Below are 23,770 nucleotides of genomic sequence, written 5' to 3'. Positions count from 1 at the left end.
TTTTATTTCTGCCGCTCAAGCGTTGGCAGACGCCGCTTCGACTCGCAGCGCGAGGTCCAATGCTGCGCGTCCTGCAACTCCGTCTACGGTAGGTCTAGCATTTTCTTCAACAGCCTTGAGAAAACTTTGTGTGCCAAAGGCCAGCGGATCCCTGAATGCCAATGGAGGATTGTCGGCTTCAAAATCGGTGGTCAAGGCTGTGCCGGTCGTATTCGAGACTTCCCGTTTCAGGAAATTGATGTGAATTTCACCATCGTCATAAACAAGACGCATATCCCTGACGGGTTCTTCCTCCAGGCGGCTCGCAGCGAGCGTCGCCTTTGTGCCGCTGGAGAAGGTGATGTGTGTTTCGGTGTGGTCTGACTTTTCACCATGCCTGCATGTAGCCGTTGCCGTAAGCGCTGTGACATCACCATGGGCGACCTGATTAAGCAGGTCGAGATCGTGAATCATCAAGTCAAAAACGACGGAGACATCCATTGCGCGACCTGAAAATTTGTTCAGCCGACGGGAATGGACTTCTTTGGGGGCCGGACGATCCAAGAGGCCGAAAGCCTCAAATACGTATCTTTCCTGATGCCCGACCTGGAGAATCAGGTCCTTCTCGCTGGCTATGGAAAGCAATTTGTCTGCGTCCGACAGATGCAAGGCGATGGGTTTTTCGACCAATACATGTTTGCCGGCCAGCAAGGCTTTTTCTGCAAGCTCGAAATGATAAGTCGCTGGCGCCGTGATCGTCAGCACATCAATCTTGTTGAGAAAAGCGTCATAGTCTGTCGTGCCATCGCAGCCATGCTTGCTGGCAAGGGCTGCTGCAGGGTGTTCGATCGCATCGTAAATGGCTGTCAGTTCTGCTGCTTCTGCCTCGACATATTTGTTGGCATGGTACCCGCCAAAAACGCCAGCTCCTGCTACACCCGCTCTCAAAACCATAATTTACGCAACCCTGTTTCTATTGCAGCGCAACATAAAAGCCCCGTCGCGCTATGCAATGCTAGTGACCCGCAATATCCTGTCAAATCTTGTTTCGCCGTATTTCACAACCACGCGATATGGCCAGATACATCTGTCTTCATGCAGCAATGCGTTATGCGACCGCGGATTACTGGGGTATGCTGGATCATACTGTAAGATGTTGCGTTCATTGCCCAGTCCCCAGCCCATTTACCCAAGGAGATAAAAATGAAAAATTTACTCATCGTTTCCGCAGCCTGCGCTTTAGCGCTGAGTGCCTGCGCCAGCTCTGACACAGGCCGAGACGAAGACAAGGCCGCTGAGGCTCTTGCTGCTTTTGACAAGACTGGTGAGACTGAAAGCTGTTTGTCGTTGCGACGGATAGACCAGATCAAGGCACTGGATGATAAAAACTTTCTGGTACGTGTCGGCCGCGATGATTACTACCTTAACGAAGTCAACGGGCGCTGTAGCAATGCAGATGGCCTCAACACACGCCTGCAATACCGTACAACACTTTCACAGCTATGCCGTAACGAACTGATTTCCGTAGTTGATAACGGCACAGGCATGAATATCGGCTCCTGCGGGCTTGGTACATTCCAGAAGCTGGAAAAGAAAAGCGGCTAAACTGCCCGATCGTATGCGTCATTGTGAAAGCGGCCTGTCTGATCAGGCCGCTTTTTTAGATCGCACGCCCCGCAAGTTCTCCGCTAGGCGAAAGGCCAACTCAAGCGACTGCGTTGCATTGAGCCGTGGGTCACAATGGGTGTGATACCGCGATGACAGATCCTTGACCGAAATAGCCTGCGCACCGCCCAGACATTCTGTCACGTCCTGACCAGTCATCTCAAAATGTACTCCCCCGGGGTGTACGTTTTCAGCGCGACACACATCGAAGAAGGTTTCTACCTCTTTCAGCACACTGTCAAATGGCCGCGTCTTGTATCCATTTTCTGCCTTGATGGTATTGCCATGCATGGGATCTGAAGACCAGACCACCTTACGCCCTTCTGCTTCAACCTGACGGATCAACCTAGGCAAGCCACCGGCCACCTTGTCTGCTCCGAACCTTGCGACAAGGACGATGCGGCCCGGCACATTTTCAGGATTGAGAATATCCAGAAGCTGCATCAACTCTGATGGCTCCAGCGATGGACCGCATTTAATCCCTACAGGGTTATTTATACCTCTGGCGAATTCCACATGCGCCCCATCGGGTTGACGGGTTCTGTCCCCGATCCAGACCAAATGCGCAGACGTATCATAATATTGTCCTGTGGTGGAGTCGACGCGGGTCATCGCCTGTTCATAGCCAAGCAGCAATGCTTCATGACTGGTGTAGAATTCGACCTCATTCAGGGGGCGACTATCCTGGGAAATGATGCCGGTCGCCTCCAGAAAGGCGATCACGTCCGAAATCTTGTCGGCCAGCGCACCATATTGCTCTGATTGCGGATTATCCTTCACAAATTCCAGGTTCCAACGATGCACGTTACGCAAGTCAGCGTAGCCACCTTTTGCAAATGCACGGATGAGATTCAGCGTGGCCGCTGACTGACCATAGGCTTTCAACAATCTTTGCGGGTCAGGTATTCTGTCCTCAGGCGTGAAGGCCATCGCGTTGATGTTGTCACCGCGATAGCTTGGCAAGGTCACGCCATCAATCGTCTCGGTCGGGGATGAACGCGGCTTGCCGAACTGGCCCGCCATCCGGCCCACCTTGATCACCGGCATCGCGGCTCCATAGGTCAGCGCGACAGCCATTTGCAGCAGAACACGGAAAGTGTCCCGAATATTGTCAGGGTGAAATTCCTTGAAGCTCTCGGCGCAGTCTCCTCCCTGCAAAAGGAAAGCACGACCCCCTGTCACTTCAGCAAGGTGCGCGCGCAAGGTGCGAATCTCACCGGCAAACACCAGCGGAGGATAAGATGTCAGCTCTTCTTCCACAGCATCAAGGGCCGCAGGATCAGGATAATCCTCCGGAATGTGTTTTTTGGGCTTGCTGCGCCATGTATCGGGAGACCAATTTTGTGAATTTCCGACCATTTTCTGTCTCATTTCAGTTATCATAAAGCGTTTTATGCCAAATCCGGCGAATAGCAACACACTGTAGCGTCAGGCCGTTAATGTAATATGGCCTCACCGCAAGATAGTAAGAGCAAACACCGACAGTCACGCGCCAGTGACTGGCCATACTAACAGACAGTCATTATGGTCCTGCACTTACAGGATAAAGAGGTATTTCATGAACAAGTCTGTTTTTGCCGCTGTTTCAGCCGCCGCTCTCACCATTTTTTCCCCCATGATGTCGGCCAGCGCCCATGTCACCGTTGTGCAGGGCGATGATGTCATTATCACGACCACTGACTTGGGCGATGGTCTTTACATGCTTGAAGGGCGTGGCGGCAATATCGGTATTTCTGTTGGTGAAGATGGCGTCTTCATGATTGACGACCAGTTCGGCAATATCGCTGACAAGATCCTGGCAGCTGTCGCTGAGGTCACCGACGAGCCTGTCAGCTATGTTCTCAACACCCACTGGCATGGCGACCATACCGGCGGGAATGCCGCCATGGCCGCCGAGGGCGCGACCATTCTCTCTCATGACAATGTACGCAAACGCCTTAAACAAAGCCTCGACGTGAAGGGCGAGTTGGAAGAAGGCGCAAGTTCCCTGCCCGTTTTAACATTCTCGGACACGACAACTTTTCACTGGAATGGCCACGAAATTCACGTCTTCCATTTCCCCAACGCGCATACGGATGGAGACGCACGTGTGCATTTCAGGACAGCTAATGTCATGCACATGGGAGACACACTGTTTGCAGGGCGCTATCCGTTTATCGACCTGGATTCTGGCGGCACAGTGGACGGCTATATTGCCAATCTTGAAGCTGTTGCCGCTCTTGCGGATGACAACACACAAATCATTCCCGGCCATGGCCCATTGTCAGACAAGGCAACAATCCTCACGACAGTAGAAGCGCTGAAAGCCATGCGCACGGCAGTTAAAACGCTGGTGGATCAGGGACTTGGCGAAGACGAGATCGTTGCTGCTGACCCACTTGCGAACTGGAACGATGATTATGGCTGGCAGTTCATTAATGGCGAACGGATGACCAGAACATTTGTCAGAGACTTGAAAAGCTAGGATAAAACTGGAAATGGCGGGTGTAATTTAGCACCCGCCGAGATTCAGCCCGGCAACGCCGTTCTAAAGCAGGAAGTCGTCAATGACTTCGTCAATCGTCGTATTCTGAATCGTCAGCGTGTCGCCAACAAGCGAGAATACGACGTCATTCCCTGTTTCGGTCAGAAAAACGCCGACAACGCCGACAGAAGTAAAACCGTAATCCGTGAGGTCGATTTTATCCTCACCATCGGCAAAGTCTGTAACCGTCACATTATCATCGCCCTGCGCAAACACAAAAATGTCCGCACCAGAATTGCCGGTCATCTGATCCGTACCGCGACCACCTGACAGAATGTCATCATCTGCACCACCTGAAAGCATGTCATCACCGCGCCCACCAAACAGTTGGTCATTACCGCTACCACCGAACAGCTCATCAGCGCCCCTCTCCCCGAACAGGATATCTTCCCCGGCATTACCGGACAGAGAGTCACCACCATCACCGCCAAAAAGTGTGTCATTGCCGTTGCCACCAAACAGCGTATCCAGGCCATTGTCCCCGAGCAGGCGATCATCATCCGCATTGCCGAAAAGCGTGTCATTATTGGCCCCGCCGCTAATCAGATCACTACCTGTACCGCCAAAGATAGTGTCAAAACCATCGTCTCCGTTCAGTTTGTCCGCATCATTGCCACCACTGATAATATCATCGCTATTGCCGCCAAAAATAGTATCGCGACCTTTGCCACCCTCAATGTAGTCAGTGCCGTTACCGCCAAAAATGATATCGCGACCATCGTTGCCAAACAGCATGTCGCCCTGATCACCCCCGTCGATCACGTCATCGCCAGACCCACCGCGGATATTATCCAGGCGGGCACCACCAAAAAGCTGGTCGTTTCCGGCATTGCCCTGAATAGTGTCGAGACCATCACCCCCATGAATGACATCATCGCCAAAGCCGCCAAACAGGCGGTCATCACCGGCATTACCGAAAATGACGTCATTTCCACCAAAGCCGAGAATGTCATCATTCATCTCTGTACCCTGCAGGGTATCATCGGCAGCTGTGCCGATGATCTGCGATGTAGACAATGCCAAGGGTCCACTCAGATCGGCGAAAAAGAGCGCGTCGTCATCATTCAAGTCGAAATCAAAATCAGTCATTGATAAACCTGTTACTTTCAAAGCCTCTGCAAAGTCACATTTTGCCAAGGCAATGACGCTATCAGCTATTGCACTGGCGTACAATCTTGCAGTCGCAATGCCTGATTACTGTTTGAAAATCTTCAGGGTAATTCCACCCGATTTGGGGTGATCAGACGTGCAAAAGCGAGCTCACGCTCCCTGTCACATGTGTAATCATACAATGGAGCGGTAAAGCTAGAACGCTATGTCATCCTGGAGGGCAGCTATGGTGATGTTGTCGATCACCAATGTGTCACCATTCAAGGCAAAGGTGACATTGCCATCTGCCTCTGTCATCAGCGCAGTTACTTCGCTGATGTCGGTAAAACCAAATGCCGTCAGATCAAGCGTATCCTGGCCATCCTGGAAATCGGCAACCTGCACCTGCTCATGGCCAGCTTCGAATATGAAAGTGTCGAGGCCGCCCTTTCCGAACAGGACATCGTTGCCTGCACCGCCAGAAAGAATGTCATCATCGCGACGGCCATCCAGGAAATCATCCCCGTCACCACCAGAAAGCGTGTCATTACCCGCACCACCGACGATAATGTCGTTACCGGCCTCGCCATTGATCGTATCTGTACCGCCATTACCGCGCAGCTCATCATTGCCTGCGCCACCGAAGATTACATCCGTCAGACCACGACCAGCAACGAAATCATCGCCATCGCCGGCAAAAATATCGTCGCTGCCTCGGCGACCTGAAATATTATCATTACCATCGCCACCAAATATGTCGTCACCACCATCACCACCGATTAATTCATCATTACCAAGACCACCTTCAATAAAGTCCCGGCCACCACCGCCATCGATAAAGTCATCTCCGTCGTCACCAAAGAGATCGTCATCACTGCCGTTTCCGAAAATAGTGTCATTATCTGCACCACCAGAAATCGTATCAACGCCCGACCCCCCGGTGAGATTATCCTCACCGACCCCGCCAGAAAGGACATCCCGGCCAATGTTGCCAACGAGAGTGTCATTACCCTCACCGCCATTAAATATGTCATCATCCGACGCGCCGGTCAGCGCGTCATCCAAGGCCGAGCCCTGAATAATTTCAATGCCTGCGAACGTATCGCCTGCTGCGTCGCCGCCAGTTGCCGTTCCTAAAAGTAAATTGATATTTACCGCCTCAAGGCTCTCGCTGTAATCTGCCGTATCGATACCGAACCCACCATCCAGCACATCCGCGTCCGCGCCGCCAGTCAGAATATCATTACCGTTACCACCCGTCAGCGTGTCGATGCCTGCGCCGCCAACGAGCACATTATCATCATCACCACCGGTGAGGCTATCGTTGAAAACACTACCGGTAGCATTCTGAATATCAGCGTAGGTCTCTTCAATACCACCGGCAATGCCGGTACCGTTTAAGAGATCCACAACAACACCTGATGTAAAAGTATCATAAAGCAGCGTGTTTGTCCCTGTACCGCCGAAATAACGATCGCCGCCGCCGTTGCCACGCATCAGGTCATTGCCACCAGTGCCATAAATATCATCTGCGGTTGTATTACCTTCCAGAAGGTCATCACCTTCGGAGCCATAGATAACCGCATCAATATCGATCGTCGTATTCAGTGAGTTTGAGCCATTGGAGAGATTGCCCTGAGCAGGATTAAACAGCTCCACCAGGAAGCTGCCGCCTGAGAAATTGATGACACTCGTGCCACTATCAGCCGTCAGAACTTGACGCAAATCAACGAGCTCCAGGCCTGAAACATCATTCGGTCCTATGGTTGCACGACCACTGAAAGTTCCTGTTCCGGCTTCGTTTGTGATGCGATAACCGACACCGCTATCTGTATTCTGGAATGGACTATCTTCCGGTACAGTAAAGTTCAACAAAACCCCACCGTCGACTATGCTGGTCTGCCGATCCAGCGATATCGTCGGAAAAACAGTATCGCGGAAGGGGTTTGTAATCGACAAATCAGTTGGAACGGTCAGGTTATCATAGCCAATATCTGCCAAGACAGCCAGTTCAGCCAACCCAATTGTCGTCAGATCGCCGCTGACAACCGTTGGATTCATCAGGGCCACAGCAAGGTCATTGGGAACGTCAGGTGTTTTATTTCTCGTGAAATGGGAAATATCTGATCCGGGCCCGGACTGGTTTTCCAGCGCTACTTTCTCACCATAGACATCGATAATATTCTGTCCGGTGAAAAATGGCGTATTGTTTTCATCAAATTCTATAAAATCATCATATGTGGTAGCGATTTCACGAACACCAGTCGCACCGCCGAAGTCAAATGTAGGTTGGTTGCCATCAGCCTCAAAGAAGCCAGCGAACCCAAGCCCGTGGCCGATTTCATGGGTCAGTACGGAAACGAAATCGATAGCGCCCACTGGTACATCGCGATCATCATCTGTCTCGAAAAAGGCATTTGCACTTTCCAGAAAGCCCGTATTGACGTTTACATTCAGATCAGACTCGATACCATTTGTGTCTTCACCAGTTGTCAACTCAATCTGTGTGCCCGGCGCAAAGATGAATATACCGTTTTCATCCTCACCCTGAAAATCAAGATCTCCAGCACCAGCACTGGCGACAGTACCTTCACCCAACTCATCAATCGACACAGAGACTTCAATGGATGCGCCCGTCGCGCCGGTAATGAACTCGCCCCAGATAGCGAGAGATTTTTCTGTCACCGCAAGCACATCAGCAATGAAGGAGTCAAAACTTACATCTCCTGAATCATTTGAAACTGTAACAGAGAAATCGAAATTCCCTGAGAACATGGATTCAACCGGTGGTGCTGGTTCGCTGGCTACAGGTGCGAAAACCGGTTGCGGCGCTGCTTCGCCGTTAACGAAGGCATTGACCTCGGCAATGTCCCCTTCATCAAGAACGAGTTGCGCGCCGCAACATCCACAACAGCCGTCTTGCAACTGGAACTCGCCGTCATGGTTGAAGGATAGCCCATCCTGATTATCCAGCAGCGGTTCATAATACTGAAAGGCTGTTACTGAATCTTCATCAAGCTGAAAGGCGGTGCCCGTTTCATAAAGAGTGGTTACAGTTGAACTGACGTAAGTGGAGATCAATCCGTCGTTTTTTATGATCCCGTTTTCCTGACCAAGCACCAGTAGCATTATCGCCGCCTTTCAAATCCCAACCCATATTGGTGATAAATTATTAACCTATTGGGCCGGGTCTAACCACCCTTCGAGGCCCTTCATCCATCCCGAATAAATAGCCGCCTCGCCGAAAAGTTCCCCGAATTATGGGCGTTGCCCGCCCCTCGCACGAAAGCTAAAAGTTCCATAAGCCCCGCTCAATACTGAACGGGGCTTCCTGTTTCGGGTCGCGCAACCAAGCGCTGCAATCCGCCAGCCCTTAAAAAGCGGCAGCTTCCAGCGCCATCATGCTGTCAGCACCTGTTTTCAGCTTGGCGAGGTGCGCGTCAGCTTCCGGCAGGATGCGCTCGACAAAATAGCGCCCTGTGATCAGCTTGTTGGCGAAGAACGGATCACTTTCATCCTTTTGTTCAGCTGCCGACTTTGCCATCAGGAGCCACATATGGGCGAGCGATGTCAGGCCGAACAGGCACAGATAATCAAAGGAGCCGGCCCCGGCGTTATCGAAATTGGCCATGGCATTCGCCCCCATCCACTGGGTTGCGTCAGCCAGCTTGGTCTTGGTATCGCGCAAGCCATCGACAAACACCTGCAGATCTTCCTTGCCATCAAGGTCTTCCACAAGCTGATCAATTTCAGCAAAATAGGTCTGCCAGGCGCGGCCACCATCAGCCATCAGCTTGCGTCCGACAAGGTCCAGCGCCTGAATGCCGTTCGTGCCTTCATAGATGGTCGAGATACGACAATCACGGACGAATTGTGACATGCCCCATTCTTCCACAAACCCGGAGCCACCAAAAAGCTGCAGGCTGTCATTTGTCGCCTGATAACCGCGATGGGTCAGATAGCCTTTGATAACAGGCGTCAGCAAGGCCATGTAATCGCCCGCTTTCTGGCGGGTCGCCTCATCCTCTGCCTTGTGCTCAAGATCAGCCTGAAGAGAGGCCCAGAAGACCAACGCACGGCCAGCCTCGGTAAAGGCCTTCGTATCCATCAGCATACGACGCACATCGGGATGAACGATAATCGGGTCTGCCGGGCCATCAGGGTTTTTAGCCCCCGTAATGGAACGGCTTTGCAACCGGTCACGGGCAAAAGCTGCTGCATTTTGATACGCAACCTCGGAAGAAGCGTACCCCTGCAGGCCAACTCCAAGACGCGCTTCGTTCATCATGATGAACATGGCCCGCATGCCTTTGTGTTCTTCGCCAACAATATACCCCGTGGCACCATCATAGTTCATGACACAGGTGGCATTGCCATGAATGCCCATTTTCTCTTCCAGGCCGCCACAGGAAACAGGGTTTCGCTCGCCCGGCTCACCATTTTCATCAAGGATGAATTTCGGCACGATAAACAGGGAAATTCCCTTGATACCCTCAGGTGCGCCTTCGATGCGTGCCAGCACCAGGTGGATAATGTTGTAGGCCATGTCATGCTCGCCAGCGGAAATCCAGATTTTCTGCCCACTGATTTTATATGTCCCATCTTCCTGCGGCACAGCCTTGGAGCGGATAAGGCCCAGATCCGTTCCGCATTGCGGCTCGGTCAGGTTCATTGTGCCAGTCCACTCGCCGGACGTCATCTTGGGCAGATATGTCTGTTTCTGCTCGTCGCTGGCAGCGGCGTGAATGGCACGCCAGGCCCCACCGGAAAGCCCTGGATACATGCCAAAGGAATGATTGGCAGACGTGGTCATTTCCATTGTTGCGTAGGCCAGGAAAATCGGCAGTCCCTGCCCGCCATATTCAGGGTCCATGGCGATCGAGCCAAGGCCTTGTTCGCAGAACTGCTTGTAGGCTTCCCTGAAGCCCGTCGGGGTCGTCACGGACCCGTCATCATGGCGCGTGCAGCCTTCCTTGTCCCCCACCACATTCAGGGGTTGCACAACCTGTTCGTTGAACTTTGCAGCTTCGCCCAGCACGGCATCGATAAAATCGGGTGTCGCATCAGCAAAACCGGGCAGGTTTGAATAATTCTGTGTTTGCAGCACATCGTGAATCAGAAACTGCATCTCGCGCACTGGTACTTCATAAATTGGCATCTTGATCTCCAGATGATGTCATGAGCGGGCCACCTGCCCGGCTTCGTTGCCCGGAACATACTTGCGGCGCATGGCCTGCGACAAGAAAATCGTGCAGAAAGCGGCCATTCTTTCTGCAATTTCTGCACACTTGGCACTCATCGGGGCACAGATGCAGTTTTTTGGCACCAGACACTTCACCGAGGGCGCGAAGCACCTTACCGGATATATTGTTGAATCATATATAAGCAATAATCCGGGTTACCGGACGGCAAACGGCAAGGCTGACACGCATGAAATCGAATGTGCCGTGGAGTATCAAAGGAATCGACCCGGAGACCCGGGAGGTTGCGAAGAAAGCTGCCCGTGAAGCTGGCATGACGCTGGGTGAATGGCTCAACAAGAACATCACTGTCATGGGCACAGAGGAAGCCGATCAGGACCGGCGTGACCCGCCTGCTGATGTGGTTTCGATTGACCAACTCCAGCAGGTGGTCAATTCCCTGAACCGCCTCAATCAACGCCTGAAGAATAACGAACAGACCAGTCGGGAAGCCTTTACCAATCTCAATAACGGCTTGAGTTCAGTCCTCGACAGGGTGCGCCGCGTTGAAACTGAAAAGCCTGCCGGCAGTGATCCATTCCTTGCTGCACGGGTCGAGGAGCTGGAGAATGGCGGCGGCGTCAAGCAGTATATCGACAGTTTTGCGGCACTGGAAAAAGCACTCCAGCATATGGTCGCAGATTTTGAGGCCACACGGGACGAAACACTGGCCCGCGTTGATGCCCATGATGAAGTTATTCGCTCGCTCAGTGACCGTGTCGCCGAAGCAGACCAGAAAAATGCCGCCGCCATTGAGGAAGTTCGCGGTTTTCTCGACACCGTTACCGATCAGCTGCGCAAAACCGAAACAACGTCGAAAGCGTTGATGCTGGAAGCAAAAGCTGCCGCACAATCCGATGACGCGGAATTTATAGAGCGCACAAGCAACAAGCTGCGCATTCTGGGCACTGAAATCAAACGCTCCGGCGATCAGATTCAGGCGCTGGAAAGCAACATCCAGAAGATGACTGACAAGCTTGAGGGGGCAGAGCAGCGCTCGGCTGAGGGTATCACGCGCCTGTCGCAAAAAATCGAGGATTTGCGCACAGACCTGTCGCGCTTTGACGAAGAAAACGGACAGGCGGCGCGAGACGCCAGAGCTGCAATCTCTGCCACGACGGATGCGGCCAATCAGCGTATTCAGGACCTGCACGGCTCTTTCCAGAAGATGATCCAGCGCTTTGACGGTGTGGCCGAGGGTGCTGAGGCGTATCGCGACATGACAGCAGCCGGAAAACCGGCCGCAACGCCCCCCGAACAACCACGCAGCGCACTTCAGACCGCCATGTCTGGCGCCGAACGTCAGATGCCGGCGGAAGAAGATTTTGACGATGTGTTCGGCGATGAGGCTGAAGACCCCAGTGAAGTGCTCATCGAGCTGGACGTGGATCAGGATGAGGACGAACAGGCACCGCCACCGGTTTCTGAAAGCAAACAGCAACTGACGGCAAAACAGAAAGTCATCCTGGCTGCCCGCGCCCGGCGCAAGCGCCTTGAGAAAGACGCCGAGCTGGATGCAGAACAGGATGCTTCTGCCGACGCTGACACGCCGGAAGAAGCAGGCGAAGAAGTTACGCTTATCAACAAGCCAGCGCGCAAGAACGAAAAAATTTCAGCCTTGCGCCAGAAATACGGTACCCGTGACCGAAACAGACTGCCTCTTATAATTATCGGGGGTCTCGTTCTACTTGCTATAATGGCATTGATTTTCCTGTTGCTGCGCGGCAACCAGTCCGGCACGATTTCTGCAGTAGACGGATCACAGGTTCTGGGGCCTGACGCCAGCCCCATCGCACCAGGCAGATCGACTGGCTCCAGCGCCACGGAGCTGACGGCAGAAGGGCAGTTCATCCGCTGGCAGACGCTTTCATCTATTGCGACAAACGAAGAGGAAGAACGCCGCGCCCTGATTATTCTCAAACAGGCTGCAAGCCGCAATTACCCGCCTGCGCAATACGCCCTTGCCGAAGATTACCGCACAGGACGCTTTGGTGAGCAGAACGAGATCATGGCCCGCAACTGGTATCAGGCGGCAGCTGAAGGCGGAAACATCACGGCCATGCACAAGCTGGGATCAATGTACGCCCTCGGCGCTGGCGGCGCGCGCAATGAATCGACCGCCATCTCTTGGTTCGAACAGGCCGCTGCATACGGATATGTAGACTCTATCTACAATCTTGCCCTGATCTATGATCCGACCATTGATCTGGAGAGCAACTCAACAACGCCCAAGAGCACGCAGGAAGCCTATTACTGGTACGCCCTTGCTGGAAAACTGGGTGACGGCGATGCCAACAGCGAAGCAACACGCCTCGGCTTGCTCCTGCCAGCCGACCAGCGACGTGAGATCGACGCACGGCTGGAAAGCTGGGTCCCAAGACAGGCAATCGCGTCCGCCAACTGACCGGTTGACCTGCCCCCTGTTCGTGCTGTGATTATGTGTTACAGTAAGGGCCTTGGGAATTGGGGCATATGACTGAGTTGAGTAACACTGCAAAACCACAGGCACCTATGGGGCCACTGGAAGAACGAGCCACATGGCTGGCTTATGCCGGCTTGCTGCCTTTTCTGGGTACCGCTTTTTATATCTGGTTCAGCCCACTGGTCTTTCCGGCAAATTATGCTTACGCGCTGTTACGCTGGGAATTGCTATATGGTGCCATCATCCTGTCATTCATGGGCGGCATTCGCTGGGGCCTTGCCATGCTCAACAACAAGACCATTAGTGAGTATGTCACCCTCAATCAGTTGACCAACTCGGTCATACCGCCGCTGGTTGGCTGGCTCGCCGTTATCCCGGCCAATCTCATACCCGGCATCGCCCCGACCTATGTGGTGCGCCACCTTGTTCTGCTGATCGCCTTTGTGCTGTTGATGCAGGCTGACCGCAACGCCTCACGTGATGGCTTTGCCCCGGCCTGGTACGGCCCGTTACGCCTCAAGATCACGATGTTCCTGAGCCTGATTTTCATTTTGTCGATGATGCGGATGATGAGCCTCGGCTGGTAGTAATCCGCTAATTATCCGGCTTCAATTCTGCAGATGCAACCTGCCAGACCTGTTCTGATCCCAGCATCAGGGCAGCGAATCCCTCCGGGAAATATGGCTGGTAAGCGCTATCGCGGACATTCAGGCCGCCTGTATAGGCACCAAAAGCCGGCATGATCAGGCGCGCACCATCTGTCATGAAACAGCGCCTGCGCACGGCGCGCCCGCCACGGCGCACTTTTGCGGCTGGATGGAAATGCCCGGCCACCTGCCAGTTGCCACGCTCACATGGCTCATGGGAAAATGAGAGCCCCCCGACCGTGATCTCCGCACAGGCTTTGCCGGCAAGATATCGGGGCGGCGTCGGATCGTGATTCCCGAGGATCCATATCCAGTCATATTTCTCCGTCAGCTGACAAAGAAGGTCGCGGTCATCTTCGCTCATACGCGCTTCAGCGCCGCCATCGTGAAATGCATCGCCAAGGGAAATGATTGAATGCGGTTGCCAGCGCTCAATGACCTCCAGCATGGTCATCAGTGTGCGGCGCGTGTCATAAGGCGGCAGGAAAAGTCCCTTGCGCCCGTATGAACTGCCCTTTTCAAAATGAAGATCAGAAAAAACCAGCGTCTGCGCATCAGGCAGATACAGGGCCCCCGCGCAATCATAGGCAACGGTTATGCCAGCCAGAGAAGACGCAATGGTCGTGTTATGTTGTTGCGCTGTCAGGGCCATGTGAACAGATTACGCAGAGTCATTGAAAAAGGCGAGAGCCAGATGGCGCGCGCCAGTTTCGATTAACAGCGCTTGATAAAGACAGGCCCTAACCCTGAAAACGCACGATCAGGAAATTATTGTCGATACGCACCGGCTTGTCATTGCGCGCGCCGGGCAGGTAACGCCGGGTAGACAGCGCAGTGCGCGCACGGTCTGCATAATCATCAACCACCCCTTCGCGGCCCTGAGCATCCAGAACCTGCACATTGACCGGGCGACCTCTGTCGGAGATGTCGTATGTCAAGGCCACACATGCCTCACCATCTCCATCAGTAATCAGTGGGAGTGATGCGCCATCATAGCCACTGAGATATTGTGGCGGGTCAAACTCGACATATTGCTGGGCTGGCCTGAAACCGTGCGGTGCCTGAATAAAGCCATCACCCGGAAAAGCACAGGCAACCGGCACAACTTCCGGCTCTTCCGGTAGTGGATCAGGCTCTGTCGGGGGGAGAATTTCAGGCTCTGGCTCAACCCAGGGCTCTGGTGCCGGGTCTTCTACGGGATCTGGCTCAGCCGCAGGAACATCCAGCACTGCGATGTCGCTTTCTTCCTCGCCATCATTGCCGCCAAGGAACCACATGATACCGGCCCCGCCAGCCACTAGCAGCAATATCGCTACTATGGCAATCAGCCGACTGCGATTGTCATCATTATTACTGGCCATTGTTCCCCAACTCCCAATGCTCAAAGAAGATAATAGCAAATTCAGTCCTGGCTGTCAGCACTACTCTCACCGTCAGTTTGCGGTTCTGCGCGCATGGCCTGAATCACTTGCAAGGGCAACAGTTCCGGATCATCGATCCAGTAGTCATTGGTCGCGCCAAGGCGCACAACAACCAGTCCCTCTGAGGGGATGATATGGGTGTACTGCCCCTGAAAGCCACGCGCCGAGAATGTATCTTCAGGCAGGGCCGCCAGGGTCTCATCCTTTTCGCGCTGGGCATCCGTGATAATCCAGAACGACGCCCCATAGCCATTGGCACCAGACTGCTCTGTATGCGTGGTCACATAATCAATCCAGTTCCCAGGTATGATCTGCGCACCGCCAGCACGCCCGCCATCAATATAGAGCTGCCCGAACCGCGCCCAGTCCCGCGCCGACGCCAGCATGAAGGAACTGCCGATAAAAGTGCCAGACTGGTCTGGCTCCATCACGGCATGGGTCATGCCAAGCGGAGCAAAAAGGTTTTCCTGAATGAATGCCAGTGCCGTGGCAAGGTCGCCCCCAATCGCTTCCTGCAGGGCACGCATGGCCAGCACGGTGCTGCCACTCATATATTCGTAATACGAACCAACAGGCTGATGCAGCTCCCGCGTTGCTGAATAATGCGCGCCGTCCGGCTCGATAAACAGCATCTGTGAATTGGGGTCCCGCCCGTTGTTACGTTCAGTCATCAACAGGCCACTGGTCATGCGCAGAAGGTGATCGACGGTGATATCCTCCTGCGGTGCACCGGTGCCACGCCACTCCTTCAACGCCCCGGCCCGGGACACATCCAGCCTGCCCTGCTGTACCAGAATACCGGCAATGGTAGCTGTCACGCTTTTGGTCATGGACCAACCCGGCAACCGGGTTGTCGGTGTAATACCATCCGCATACCGCTCAGCTACCAGCTTGCCATCATGCAATACCGCCACAACCAGCGTATTGCGTGGCAGGCTGCGGGTGGGCGACTGCGCGAAGGCTTCATCCAGTGCAGCTTCTAGTTTATTGCTGTCAAAGACAGCATCACGATGGACCACATCCAGCGGCATCTCAGGTGATAACGGCTTTGCACCGGGGGCGCTTTGCAGTCCGGCTTTTGGGTCATGCACCAGCGTACAGCCATAGCCGGCCCGGTGTTGCGCTTTTTGGCGCACAAAGCCCGGCACATTGGCCGTGACACTGCCTTCCGAATAATCCGTCTCGACATTCACAGGGATCGGGAACTGTTCCAGCAATGGATCAAGATACATCGCCTTGGCCCGCGCCTCTTCAATCTCCGCGACAAAAACCAGTGAACAGAGTTGCTTGGCTGTTATGCCCGCCCCTGTCGGCAACATACGCTGGCCAACCACAGAATATTTCAGTCCGGCATAGGCAACCAGCACCACACCAAGCAGAATGACAGCAATAATACGCAGGAACCCCATGAATACCCCCATAACTCAAAGTCTTGACAGTCTAGCCTGCGCTGACAGGCTTGTCATCAGATGAGCAGTGGACTTATTCGGCGGCTTTGGGGCTGAGCAGGGATTCCATCTGGGCAATATAGTCTATCCATGCCGCCCGCCCCTTTTCCGTCAGGTGGCATAATGTCTGGGGGCGCCGCTCCTTGAAGCGTTTTTCAACATCAATATATCCGGCATCTTCCAGCTTGCGGATATGGATCGAGAGATTGCCGTCAGTCACCCCAATGCGTTTGCGCAGGTCAGTGAACTCCGCCGTACCAGCTCCCGAGAGAAAAGCCATCAGCGCCAGTCGCACACGCCCATGGATCAGGTCATCAATTTCCCGATAGTCGTATGTCTCAGCCGTATCTGTTGGCCCGTCATCACCGGGCGACTTATTCGACATCAGGTCATTCCCTGTGCAATCTGCCCCTGTGCTTTCCTGTTTTTGTCCAGCATGATCAGACCGGGCACAACCGTCGTTGCGAGGACGCCGATTATGGCCGCGACAAACTGCCAGTAGCTCATGATCAGCAGCATTGTCAGAGCAGAAAACAGGAATGCCAGAATGACGAAAGGGCGCAGCCACGGTGCCCTGCCGGCAACAGAAGTGGCCGCGAGGCAGATCGCATAAAGCCCGAACACGATTGGCGACATCATGCCAAACAGGACACCATACTCGAGTCCCATGGCCTCAAGCCGAGGTCCCGCATAAATCGGCATACTAAACAACATAATTGCAATAATGGAGAGAAAAACGCCCGCTATTGTCCAGACCATGGCCTCGACCTTACTCCCGATACTTTCGCTCAGCGTTGTCCCCTGTCCCTGTTTTGACCATCTTCCAGACATTACCCCCCCGAAGGTCGAAACTGCGCCCCAGAAAATCATCACTGAATAGCCAGGCAGGTCCAGAAGGCCGGAAACAAGCAGTCCCGTAAAGGCAAGGCCGATAGATGAAATGATACCCCACATCACAAGATACTTGCCGCCCTGCAAGGGCTGCATCCGCCCCTCTTCCGCCAACTCGCGGATCATTGCCAGATCATCAGCCGGTGACGACAGGCGCTGTTCTGCCTGTGCCGGGCTTATCGTGTTTTCGGACATAGCTGACCTTTCATACAATATCAGAGGGCTGATCTTTCAACATGATGAGCCCTGGCGCGAGAACCACCGCATAGGTTCCCAATGCCGAAAGCAGCAACATCATGTCTGTCATCAGTGTTAAAATCAGAATGACTGAAATAGTCCATGAACCAACAGACACCCATTTGTACCAGCTTTGATTGGCCGCAATGGCTGTTACGTAGAAAGCGACGCCATAAATGCCGAAGGCAACCGGAAACATCGTCGCAAACAGGAAGCCCACCGGCGCAAGGTCGCCGCGATACAGAAAATAGGCAGCCACCAATGACAGCCAGTACAAAGAAATGAAAATGCCGCAAGCGCTCCAGACGGCTCCCACGATCCGGTTGCCAACACTACTGGCGCCCGGCGCTTGGTTGCTCCGGTTACTGACAACAGTGCCAACCGTCCAGCCCAGGACGAAAGCAGTTGACCACAGTGCAATCATATTTACGCTTGGTAGAACCCCCAAGGACATGAAAAACTGGATCAGGGCCGTTGTGCCGATAATACCCCCCCAGACTATAAATGAACTGCCGCTTACCAGCGGTACGTTACGCCCCTCTTCCGCAATGGCGCGCACATATGCCAGATCGTCTTCGGCATTTGACTTCTTCATCTCACCTGTCTCCATGGAACATGTAAATAACTTTATATTTCAAAGCGCAAAAGTCAACAAAATCAGGACTGTCGATTAACATGGCCTGATTTGCCAACATGATCCATGCGTAAGCACTGATGAGAGGTGTTACGACTCAAACTCAGTGTTCGCGCTGAATGATTGCTGACAAAACCTTTATGAGGAAATAAAATGCGGGGTGCCATCGAGGGGGAACGAGGGGATATTTGGCACCCCGCTGATCGAGGTTTGAGCCTCAACCAAGCAAACAAGGTAACCTTTAATTACGCCAAGAAAAGGGCCGGGCATGATTTTTCTGATTACATTCCTGTTATCAGTCCCTGCCTCAGTCTTTGACAGCCTCGGGTTTGTTGAGTGGCACTGGATCAGGTGTCAGGTTTATCACGGCCTTGTGATCAGCCGTGTAAGGATTAACGATTATAATGCGCCTGCCGGACGGACCTTCGATCTGTAAAGCAAGGTCGTTCCCGTCCAGCGTCATATTGGTAATCTCCTCATCAAGCGCCAGCTCCACAGCCATTTGCGGCAACTGGGCTGATTGAGGCGCCTCATCCGTATCCATCAGCAACAAAATGGAGAAAAAAGCCACGGCACATCCGACCAGTATCACCCCTAGAAAAATGACCAGCACTTTCATGGCAATCAGATTGTCCACTGGCGGTGCGTCGCCCTCCGGTATGACCGTTTCAGTGTTCGATGGGGTCTTGTCTGTCATCGCGACCTCCTGATTGACTTCGCGGCACGCCCGCGTCAGGCAATGCTTATGACAATACCCGAACAAGACAACAAGCAAAACGAACTGTTGGCCTTCAGCGTTGCTGAAGAAGACGCAGGCGCCCGCCTCGACAAATGGCTGGCAGACTGCGTGGAGGACTTGAGTCGTTCCCGCCTCAAGGCCCTCATCGCGGATGGCCTTGTCAGGCGCGACGAAAGCATCGTGCACGATGCCTCGGCCAAAATTCGCGTTGGCGAGACTTATCAACTGCAACTGCCTGCCATTGAAGAAGCAGAACCTGAACCTGAGGATATACCCCTCGATATCCTGTTCGAAGATGCCGACCTCATTATCATCAACAAGCCAGCAGGCATGGTTGTGCACCCCGGTGCCGGCAACCAGACCGGAACACTGGTCAATGCCCTGCTCCATCACTGCCGGGAAAGCCTTTCCGGTATTGGCGGCGTCGCCAGACCCGGCATCGTGCACCGGCTGGACAAGGACACATCGGGCGTCATGGTGGTGGCCAAGAATGATGCAGCCCATCACGGCCTGTCAGAACTGTTCGCAACACACACAATCAGCCGCACTTATCTGGCGATCGTGCATGGCTCCCCCAGACCCGGGCTCGGCACCATCGCAACGGGTATCGCCAGAGCAAGCCAGGACCGCAAGAAAATGGCCGTCGCGGATATCCATGAGCATCAGTCCGCCCGCGAGGCCATTACGCACTACAAGGTGCGTGAAACATACGGCCAGGGCCGAGCCAAACTACCGGGGGATTCGCTGGCCGCACTCGTCGCCTGCCAGCTTGAAACCGGTCGCACACACCAGATCAGGGTGCATATGGCCCATATCGGTCATCCCCTGCTTGGCGACCAGACTTACGGGCGGGGGCCTGGCCTCTCCGGTTTGCGCCCTGTGGATGAAGAAGCGATAACGGCCATAGACCTGTTACGCAGCTTCCGGCGACAGGCCCTGCACGCGACCGAACTTGGTTTTGATCACCCCGTAACAGGCGAGCCTCTCTCCTTTACCACAGAGCCACCTGTAGACTTTGGGGAACTTCAGGCCGCCCTGCGCACTTTATAGTTATTGAAACTACTCAAGCTGTCGTGATCCGGCGAGAGGCATATTTTTTGCCTGCTCCCTTCTCATGACGCATAGGAGCCCCCATATATCGTATGTGGCGGGGCGCAGAAGGGCTTGTGTCGTCGCCAGTCGAGAGGGACATCTACATAATGGCAAATGCACTTACCACAATCGGTACAGCGCTGACCCCCGAGGGCGGTCTTTCGCGCTATCTGTCAGAAATACGCAAATTTCCCATGCTGGAGCAGGGTCAGGAATATATGCTGGCCAAACGCTTCAAGGAGCATGGCGATGCCGGTGCGGCACAGGAACTCATCACCTCACACCTGAGACTGGTGGCGAAAATCGCCATGGGCTATCGCGGTTACGGCCTGCCCGTTGGCGAAGTGATTTCAGAAGGGAATGTCGGTCTGATGCAGGCCGTGAAAAAATTCGACCCCGAAAAAGGCTTCCGGCTGTCCACCTATGCCATGTGGTGGATCAGGGCGGCTATTCAGGAATATATCCTGCGCTCATGGTCGCTGGTAAAAATTGGGACGACGGCGGCACAGAAGAAACTCTTTTTCAATCTGCGCAAGATCAAGGGACAAATTGACGCCGTAGATGATGGCGACCTGAAACCCGAAGAAGTTGAGCATATCGCCACCAAGCTGGGCGTGAATGAAGACGAGGTTGTCTCCATGAACCGCCGCATGTCCGGCGGCGACAACTCACTGAACGCCCCTATGCGTAACGACGCCGAAGGGTCCAGCGAATGGCAGGACTGGCTGGTTGATGAAAACGCGGTCAATCCGGAAGCACAGCTGGTCAAGGATGACGAGTTTGATACCCGCATGGAACTGCTTCAGACAGCGCTGGGCGAATTGAACGAGCGCGAGCAGCATATCATCACGGAACGTCGCCTGTCAGATCAGCCAAAAACGCTCGAGGAACTCTCCACGGAATATGGCGTATCGAGAGAACGCATCCGGCAGATTGAGGTGCGTGCTTTTGAAAAGCTGCAACGGGCGATGAAAAAACTCGACAAGGAAATGCGCCAAGTCGCCAGTTAGGTCAGAACCTGAGCGCTGAATTTGCCTGAGTGCCGGGCTATCAGCTGCCCAGCTTTCCGGAAATCGCCTTTAACGCCTTATCGGCATCCTGCCCGTCAGGGCCGCCGGCCTGCGCCATATCCGGTCGCCCGCCGCCGCCCTTCCCGCCAATGGCCTCAGCGCCTGCGCGCACAAGATCAACAGCACTTACATCCGTAGAGAGATCATCTGTCACACCGACTGTGAGGGAGGCCTTGCCCTCATTCACTGCGACAAAAGCAACGACCCCTTTCTCAAGTTTGGCTTTGGCTTCATCTACCATGCCCCGCAATTCTTTTGCCGGCACGCCCTGCAGCACTTTGCCAATAAATGAAATACCATTGATCTGCTCTGGTGCATTGGCATCGGTGGCGCCTGCACTGCCGCCCAGAGCCAGCTGCTTGCGCAAATTTGTCAGCTCACGGTCAAGCTTCTTGCGCTCTTCCAATAAAGCGCCAACGCGTGACGGCAGTTCTGCCGGCGGTACTTTCAGAGTTTCCGCCGCTGTGCGGGTTCGCTCCGCCTCGGCAATGAGGTGTTGGCGGGCCGCTTCACCGGTCATGACTTCGATACGGCGAATGCCTGAAGCAACGGCGCTTTCCGAGACGATGGTAAAAAGGCCAATATCCCCTGTGCGCTGCACATGGGTGCCACCACACAATTCAACTGAATAGAACCGCTCACCATCATCAGGTTCATATCCCATACTCAGGACACGAACATCTTCTTCGTATTTCTCGCCGAACAGGGCCATGGCACCGGCATCAACCGCTGCATCATAAGACATGATTTGTGTCTGGACAGCTCCGTTCTGGCGGATAATCCCATTAACCTCCCGCTCAATGCGCGCAATCTCTTCACGCGACATGGATTCATCGTGAGAGAAATCAAAACGCATTCTGTCATCGGCGACCTGCGAGCCCTTCTGGGTAACGTGATCGCCCAGAACATCACGCAGCGCCTTGTGCGCAAGATGGGTCACAGAGTGGTTGGCACGGATACGACTGCGCCGGTCTGTATCAATTTCGAGTGTGACAAGCTCATTGATGTTGAGAGTGCCGGACTTGATTGTGCCGAGGTGGCCGTGCAAGGCACCCACACGCTTGCGCGTATCTTCCACCTCGATCACAGCGCCACTATCCGTCCGGATAACGCCAGTATCGCCAATCTGCCCCCCTGACTCCGCGTAGAAGGGAGTCTGGTTGACAATAATCTCCACACGGTCACCTGCGCTCGCCTGCTCAACCGTCTGGTTATCACGAATGAGCGCACGCACAACGCCCTCCGCACTATCGTGGAGATAGCCAATGAATTCAGTGGCACCATCCCGTTCACGTATGTCGAAGTAAACCGCTTCAGAGGCAGCATCGCCTGTGCCTGCCCAGTTGGCCCGCGCCGCCGCTTTTTGCGCTGCCATGGCGGCATCAAAACCATCCGTATCCACCTCAAGCCCTTCGCGCCGCAAGGCATCCTGCGTCAGGTCAAGCGGAAAGCCATAGGTGTCATAAAGGCGGAACGCTGCCTCACCGGGTAATTTTTCTCCTTCCCCCAGGTTTTCAAGCTCGTCACCCAGAATACGCAGGCCGCGCTCCAGGAGGCCGCGAAACTTTTTTTCTTCAGAATTGAGTGTCTGGGTTATCAGACTTTTTGCGCGCTCCAGCTCAGGAAAAGCCTGCCCCATTTCCGATGTCAGCACAGGGATCAACTGTGCCATGAGCGGATCTTTTGCCCCAAGATTATAGGCATATCTCATGCCACGGCGCATGATACGGCGCAGCACATAGCCACGTCCCTCATTCGAAGGCGTGACACCATCAGCAATGAGAAACGCGCAGGAGCGCAAGTGATCGGCAACAACGCGATGCGCGACAGCCATATCGCCATCAGGTGCCTGACCTGTCAGATCGGCAGAGGCAGAAATGATCTTCTGGAACAGGTCAATATCGTAATTATCGTGTTTACCCTGCAGCACAGTCGCAATCCGCTCAAGGCCCATCCCGGTATCAATCGACGGGCTTGGCAAATCGGTTTCACGCCCGTCGGCATGGCGTTCGAACTGCATGAACACGAGGTTCCAGATTTCAATGAAGCGGTCACCATCTTCATCGGGAGACCCCGGAGGGCCGCCCGGAATATCTGGCCCGTGATCGTAGAATATCTCGGAGCATGGACCACACGGACCAACATCGCCCATCGACCAGAAATTGTCCGATGTGGAAATGCGGATTATTTTCTCCTCCGGCAGGCCTGCAATTTTTTTCCAGAGCGCAAATGCTTCATCATCAGTGTGATAAACCGTGACGGTCAACCTGTCCGCAGGCAGGCCATATTCACCGGTGATCAGCTTCCAGGCTGATTCAATCGCCTCTTCCTTGAAATAGTCGCCAAAGGAAAAATTGCCGAGCATCTCGAAAAAAGTGTGATGACGCGCCGTGTAACCGACATTGTCGAGATCGTTATGCTTGCCCCCTGCCCTGACGCATTTCTGCGAGGAGGTGGCACGGACATAATTTTTTTTCTCCGCACCGGTAAAAACATTTTTGAACGGCACCATCCCCGCATTGACGAACAGCAAGGTCGGGTCATTCTGCGGAACCAGTGGGGCGGATGTCACAACTTCATGGCCGCGACCGGCATAGAAGTCGAGAAAAGTGGATCGGATATCGTTTACGCTCTGCATGGGAATGAGGATTTAGGTTGCTGTGCCGTCCCGT

Annotated in this window: 19 protein-coding genes; 6 read left to right on the top strand and 13 right to left on the bottom strand. The window is 54.0% G+C overall.

Features of this window, described 5'->3' with window-relative positions; all coding sequences use genetic code 11:
• Positions 1–15: 15 nt before the first annotated feature.
• A complete protein-coding gene (locus RAL90_RS03340; RefSeq protein ID WP_306253113.1) occupies positions 16–933 on the bottom strand; it encodes a Gfo/Idh/MocA family protein in 918 nt (305 codons plus the stop codon).
• Between the two features lie 249 nt (positions 934–1,182).
• On the opposite strand from RAL90_RS03340, the gene RAL90_RS03335 reads away from it, so the two are divergent.
• Positions 1,183–1,584 carry a DUF6491 family protein gene (locus RAL90_RS03335; RefSeq protein ID WP_306253112.1) on the top strand — a complete coding sequence of 134 codons (402 nt, stop codon included), beginning with the start codon at positions 1,183–1,185 and terminating at the stop codon, positions 1,582–1,584.
• Between the two features lie 42 nt (positions 1,585–1,626).
• Here the strand turns inward: RAL90_RS03335 and RAL90_RS03330 are convergent, their stop codons facing one another.
• Complete coding sequence (locus RAL90_RS03330; RefSeq protein ID WP_306253111.1) at positions 1,627–3,003, bottom strand: class II 3-deoxy-7-phosphoheptulonate synthase; 1,377 nt, start codon at positions 3,001–3,003, stop codon at positions 1,627–1,629.
• Between the two features lie 199 nt (positions 3,004–3,202).
• On the opposite strand from RAL90_RS03330, the gene RAL90_RS03325 reads away from it, so the two are divergent.
• Positions 3,203–4,108 (top strand): MBL fold metallo-hydrolase, encoded by a 906-nt coding sequence (locus RAL90_RS03325; protein ID WP_306253110.1) that lies wholly within the window; start codon positions 3,203–3,205, stop codon positions 4,106–4,108.
• Between the two features lie 63 nt (positions 4,109–4,171).
• On the opposite strand, the gene RAL90_RS03320 is transcribed toward RAL90_RS03325, so the two are convergent.
• The 3 genes from RAL90_RS03320 to RAL90_RS03310 form a co-directional block, all read right to left on the bottom strand.
• The gene (locus RAL90_RS03320; protein WP_306253109.1) at positions 4,172–5,257 is read right to left on the bottom strand and encodes a calcium-binding protein; all 1,086 of its coding nucleotides are present in this window, start codon (positions 5,255–5,257) and stop codon (positions 4,172–4,174) included.
• 216 nt (positions 5,258–5,473) lie between these two features.
• On the bottom strand, positions 5,474–8,386 hold the full coding sequence (locus RAL90_RS03315; RefSeq protein ID WP_306253108.1) for a hypothetical protein: 2,913 nt from the start codon (positions 8,384–8,386) through the stop codon (positions 5,474–5,476).
• Between the two features lie 244 nt (positions 8,387–8,630).
• Positions 8,631–10,415 carry an acyl-CoA dehydrogenase C-terminal domain-containing protein gene (locus RAL90_RS03310; RefSeq protein ID WP_306253107.1) on the bottom strand — a complete coding sequence of 595 codons (1,785 nt, stop codon included), beginning with the start codon at positions 10,413–10,415 and terminating at the stop codon, positions 8,631–8,633.
• A gap of 272 nt (positions 10,416–10,687) precedes the next feature.
• On the opposite strand from RAL90_RS03310, the gene RAL90_RS03305 reads away from it, so the two are divergent.
• A complete protein-coding gene (locus tag RAL90_RS03305) occupies positions 10,688–12,901 on the top strand; it encodes a tetratricopeptide repeat protein (protein ID WP_306253106.1) in 2,214 nt (737 codons plus the stop codon).
• A gap of 68 nt (positions 12,902–12,969) precedes the next feature.
• Complete coding sequence (locus tag RAL90_RS03300) at positions 12,970–13,506, top strand: DUF3429 domain-containing protein (RefSeq protein ID WP_306253105.1); 537 nt, start codon at positions 12,970–12,972, stop codon at positions 13,504–13,506.
• Positions 13,507–13,513: 7 nt separating this feature from the next.
• On the opposite strand, the gene pdeM is transcribed toward RAL90_RS03300, so the two are convergent.
• The 7 genes from pdeM to RAL90_RS03265 all read right to left on the bottom strand — a co-directional run bounded on the left by pdeM (position 13,514) and on the right by RAL90_RS03265 (position 18,894).
• On the bottom strand, positions 13,514–14,218 hold the full coding sequence (pdeM, locus tag RAL90_RS03295; protein WP_306253104.1) for a ligase-associated DNA damage response endonuclease PdeM: 705 nt from the start codon (positions 14,216–14,218) through the stop codon (positions 13,514–13,516).
• 88 nt (positions 14,219–14,306) lie between these two features.
• The gene (locus tag RAL90_RS03290; RefSeq protein ID WP_306253103.1) at positions 14,307–14,927 is read right to left on the bottom strand and encodes a hypothetical protein; all 621 of its coding nucleotides are present in this window, start codon (positions 14,925–14,927) and stop codon (positions 14,307–14,309) included.
• A gap of 41 nt (positions 14,928–14,968) precedes the next feature.
• Positions 14,969–16,396: a serine hydrolase gene (locus RAL90_RS03285; RefSeq protein WP_306253102.1), complete on the bottom strand. Its 1,428-nt coding sequence runs from the start codon at positions 16,394–16,396 to the stop codon at positions 14,969–14,971.
• Between the two features lie 73 nt (positions 16,397–16,469).
• Positions 16,470–16,820: a transcriptional regulator gene (locus tag RAL90_RS03280; protein ID WP_306253101.1), complete on the bottom strand. Its 351-nt coding sequence runs from the start codon at positions 16,818–16,820 to the stop codon at positions 16,470–16,472.
• Complete coding sequence (locus RAL90_RS03275; protein ID WP_306253100.1) at positions 16,820–17,521, bottom strand: hypothetical protein; 702 nt, start codon at positions 17,519–17,521, stop codon at positions 16,820–16,822. Before RAL90_RS03275 ends, RAL90_RS03280 begins: the two co-directional genes overlap by 1 nt.
• A gap of 10 nt (positions 17,522–17,531) precedes the next feature.
• Complete coding sequence (locus RAL90_RS03270) at positions 17,532–18,158, bottom strand: hypothetical protein (protein WP_306253099.1); 627 nt, start codon at positions 18,156–18,158, stop codon at positions 17,532–17,534.
• Between the two features lie 346 nt (positions 18,159–18,504).
• Positions 18,505–18,894, bottom strand: coding sequence for a hypothetical protein (locus RAL90_RS03265; protein ID WP_306253098.1), 390 nt, complete (start codon positions 18,892–18,894; stop codon positions 18,505–18,507).
• A 48-nt stretch (positions 18,895–18,942) separates the two neighbouring features.
• Between RAL90_RS03265 and RAL90_RS03260 the strand changes: the two genes are divergently transcribed.
• Together RAL90_RS03260 and rpoH are read left to right on the top strand one after the other, a co-directional pair.
• Positions 18,943–19,986: an RluA family pseudouridine synthase gene (locus tag RAL90_RS03260; RefSeq protein ID WP_306253097.1), complete on the top strand. Its 1,044-nt coding sequence runs from the start codon at positions 18,943–18,945 to the stop codon at positions 19,984–19,986.
• A gap of 149 nt (positions 19,987–20,135) precedes the next feature.
• The gene (rpoH, locus tag RAL90_RS03255; RefSeq protein WP_306253096.1) at positions 20,136–21,038 is read left to right on the top strand and encodes an RNA polymerase sigma factor RpoH; all 903 of its coding nucleotides are present in this window, start codon (positions 20,136–20,138) and stop codon (positions 21,036–21,038) included.
• Between the two features lie 40 nt (positions 21,039–21,078).
• Here rpoH and alaS read toward each other — a convergent pair whose 3' ends face one another.
• A complete protein-coding gene (alaS, locus tag RAL90_RS03250; protein WP_306253095.1) occupies positions 21,079–23,736 on the bottom strand; it encodes an alanine--tRNA ligase in 2,658 nt (885 codons plus the stop codon).
• Between the last annotated feature and the right edge of the window lie 34 nt (positions 23,737–23,770).

It is taken from the genome of Parvularcula sp. IMCC14364 (assembly GCF_030758415.1).
Classification (GTDB): domain Bacteria; phylum Pseudomonadota; class Alphaproteobacteria; order Caulobacterales; family Parvularculaceae; genus Aquisalinus.
The sequence above is the reverse complement of the archived record's forward strand: the minus strand, read 5'-3'. Positions and strand labels throughout refer to the sequence as shown.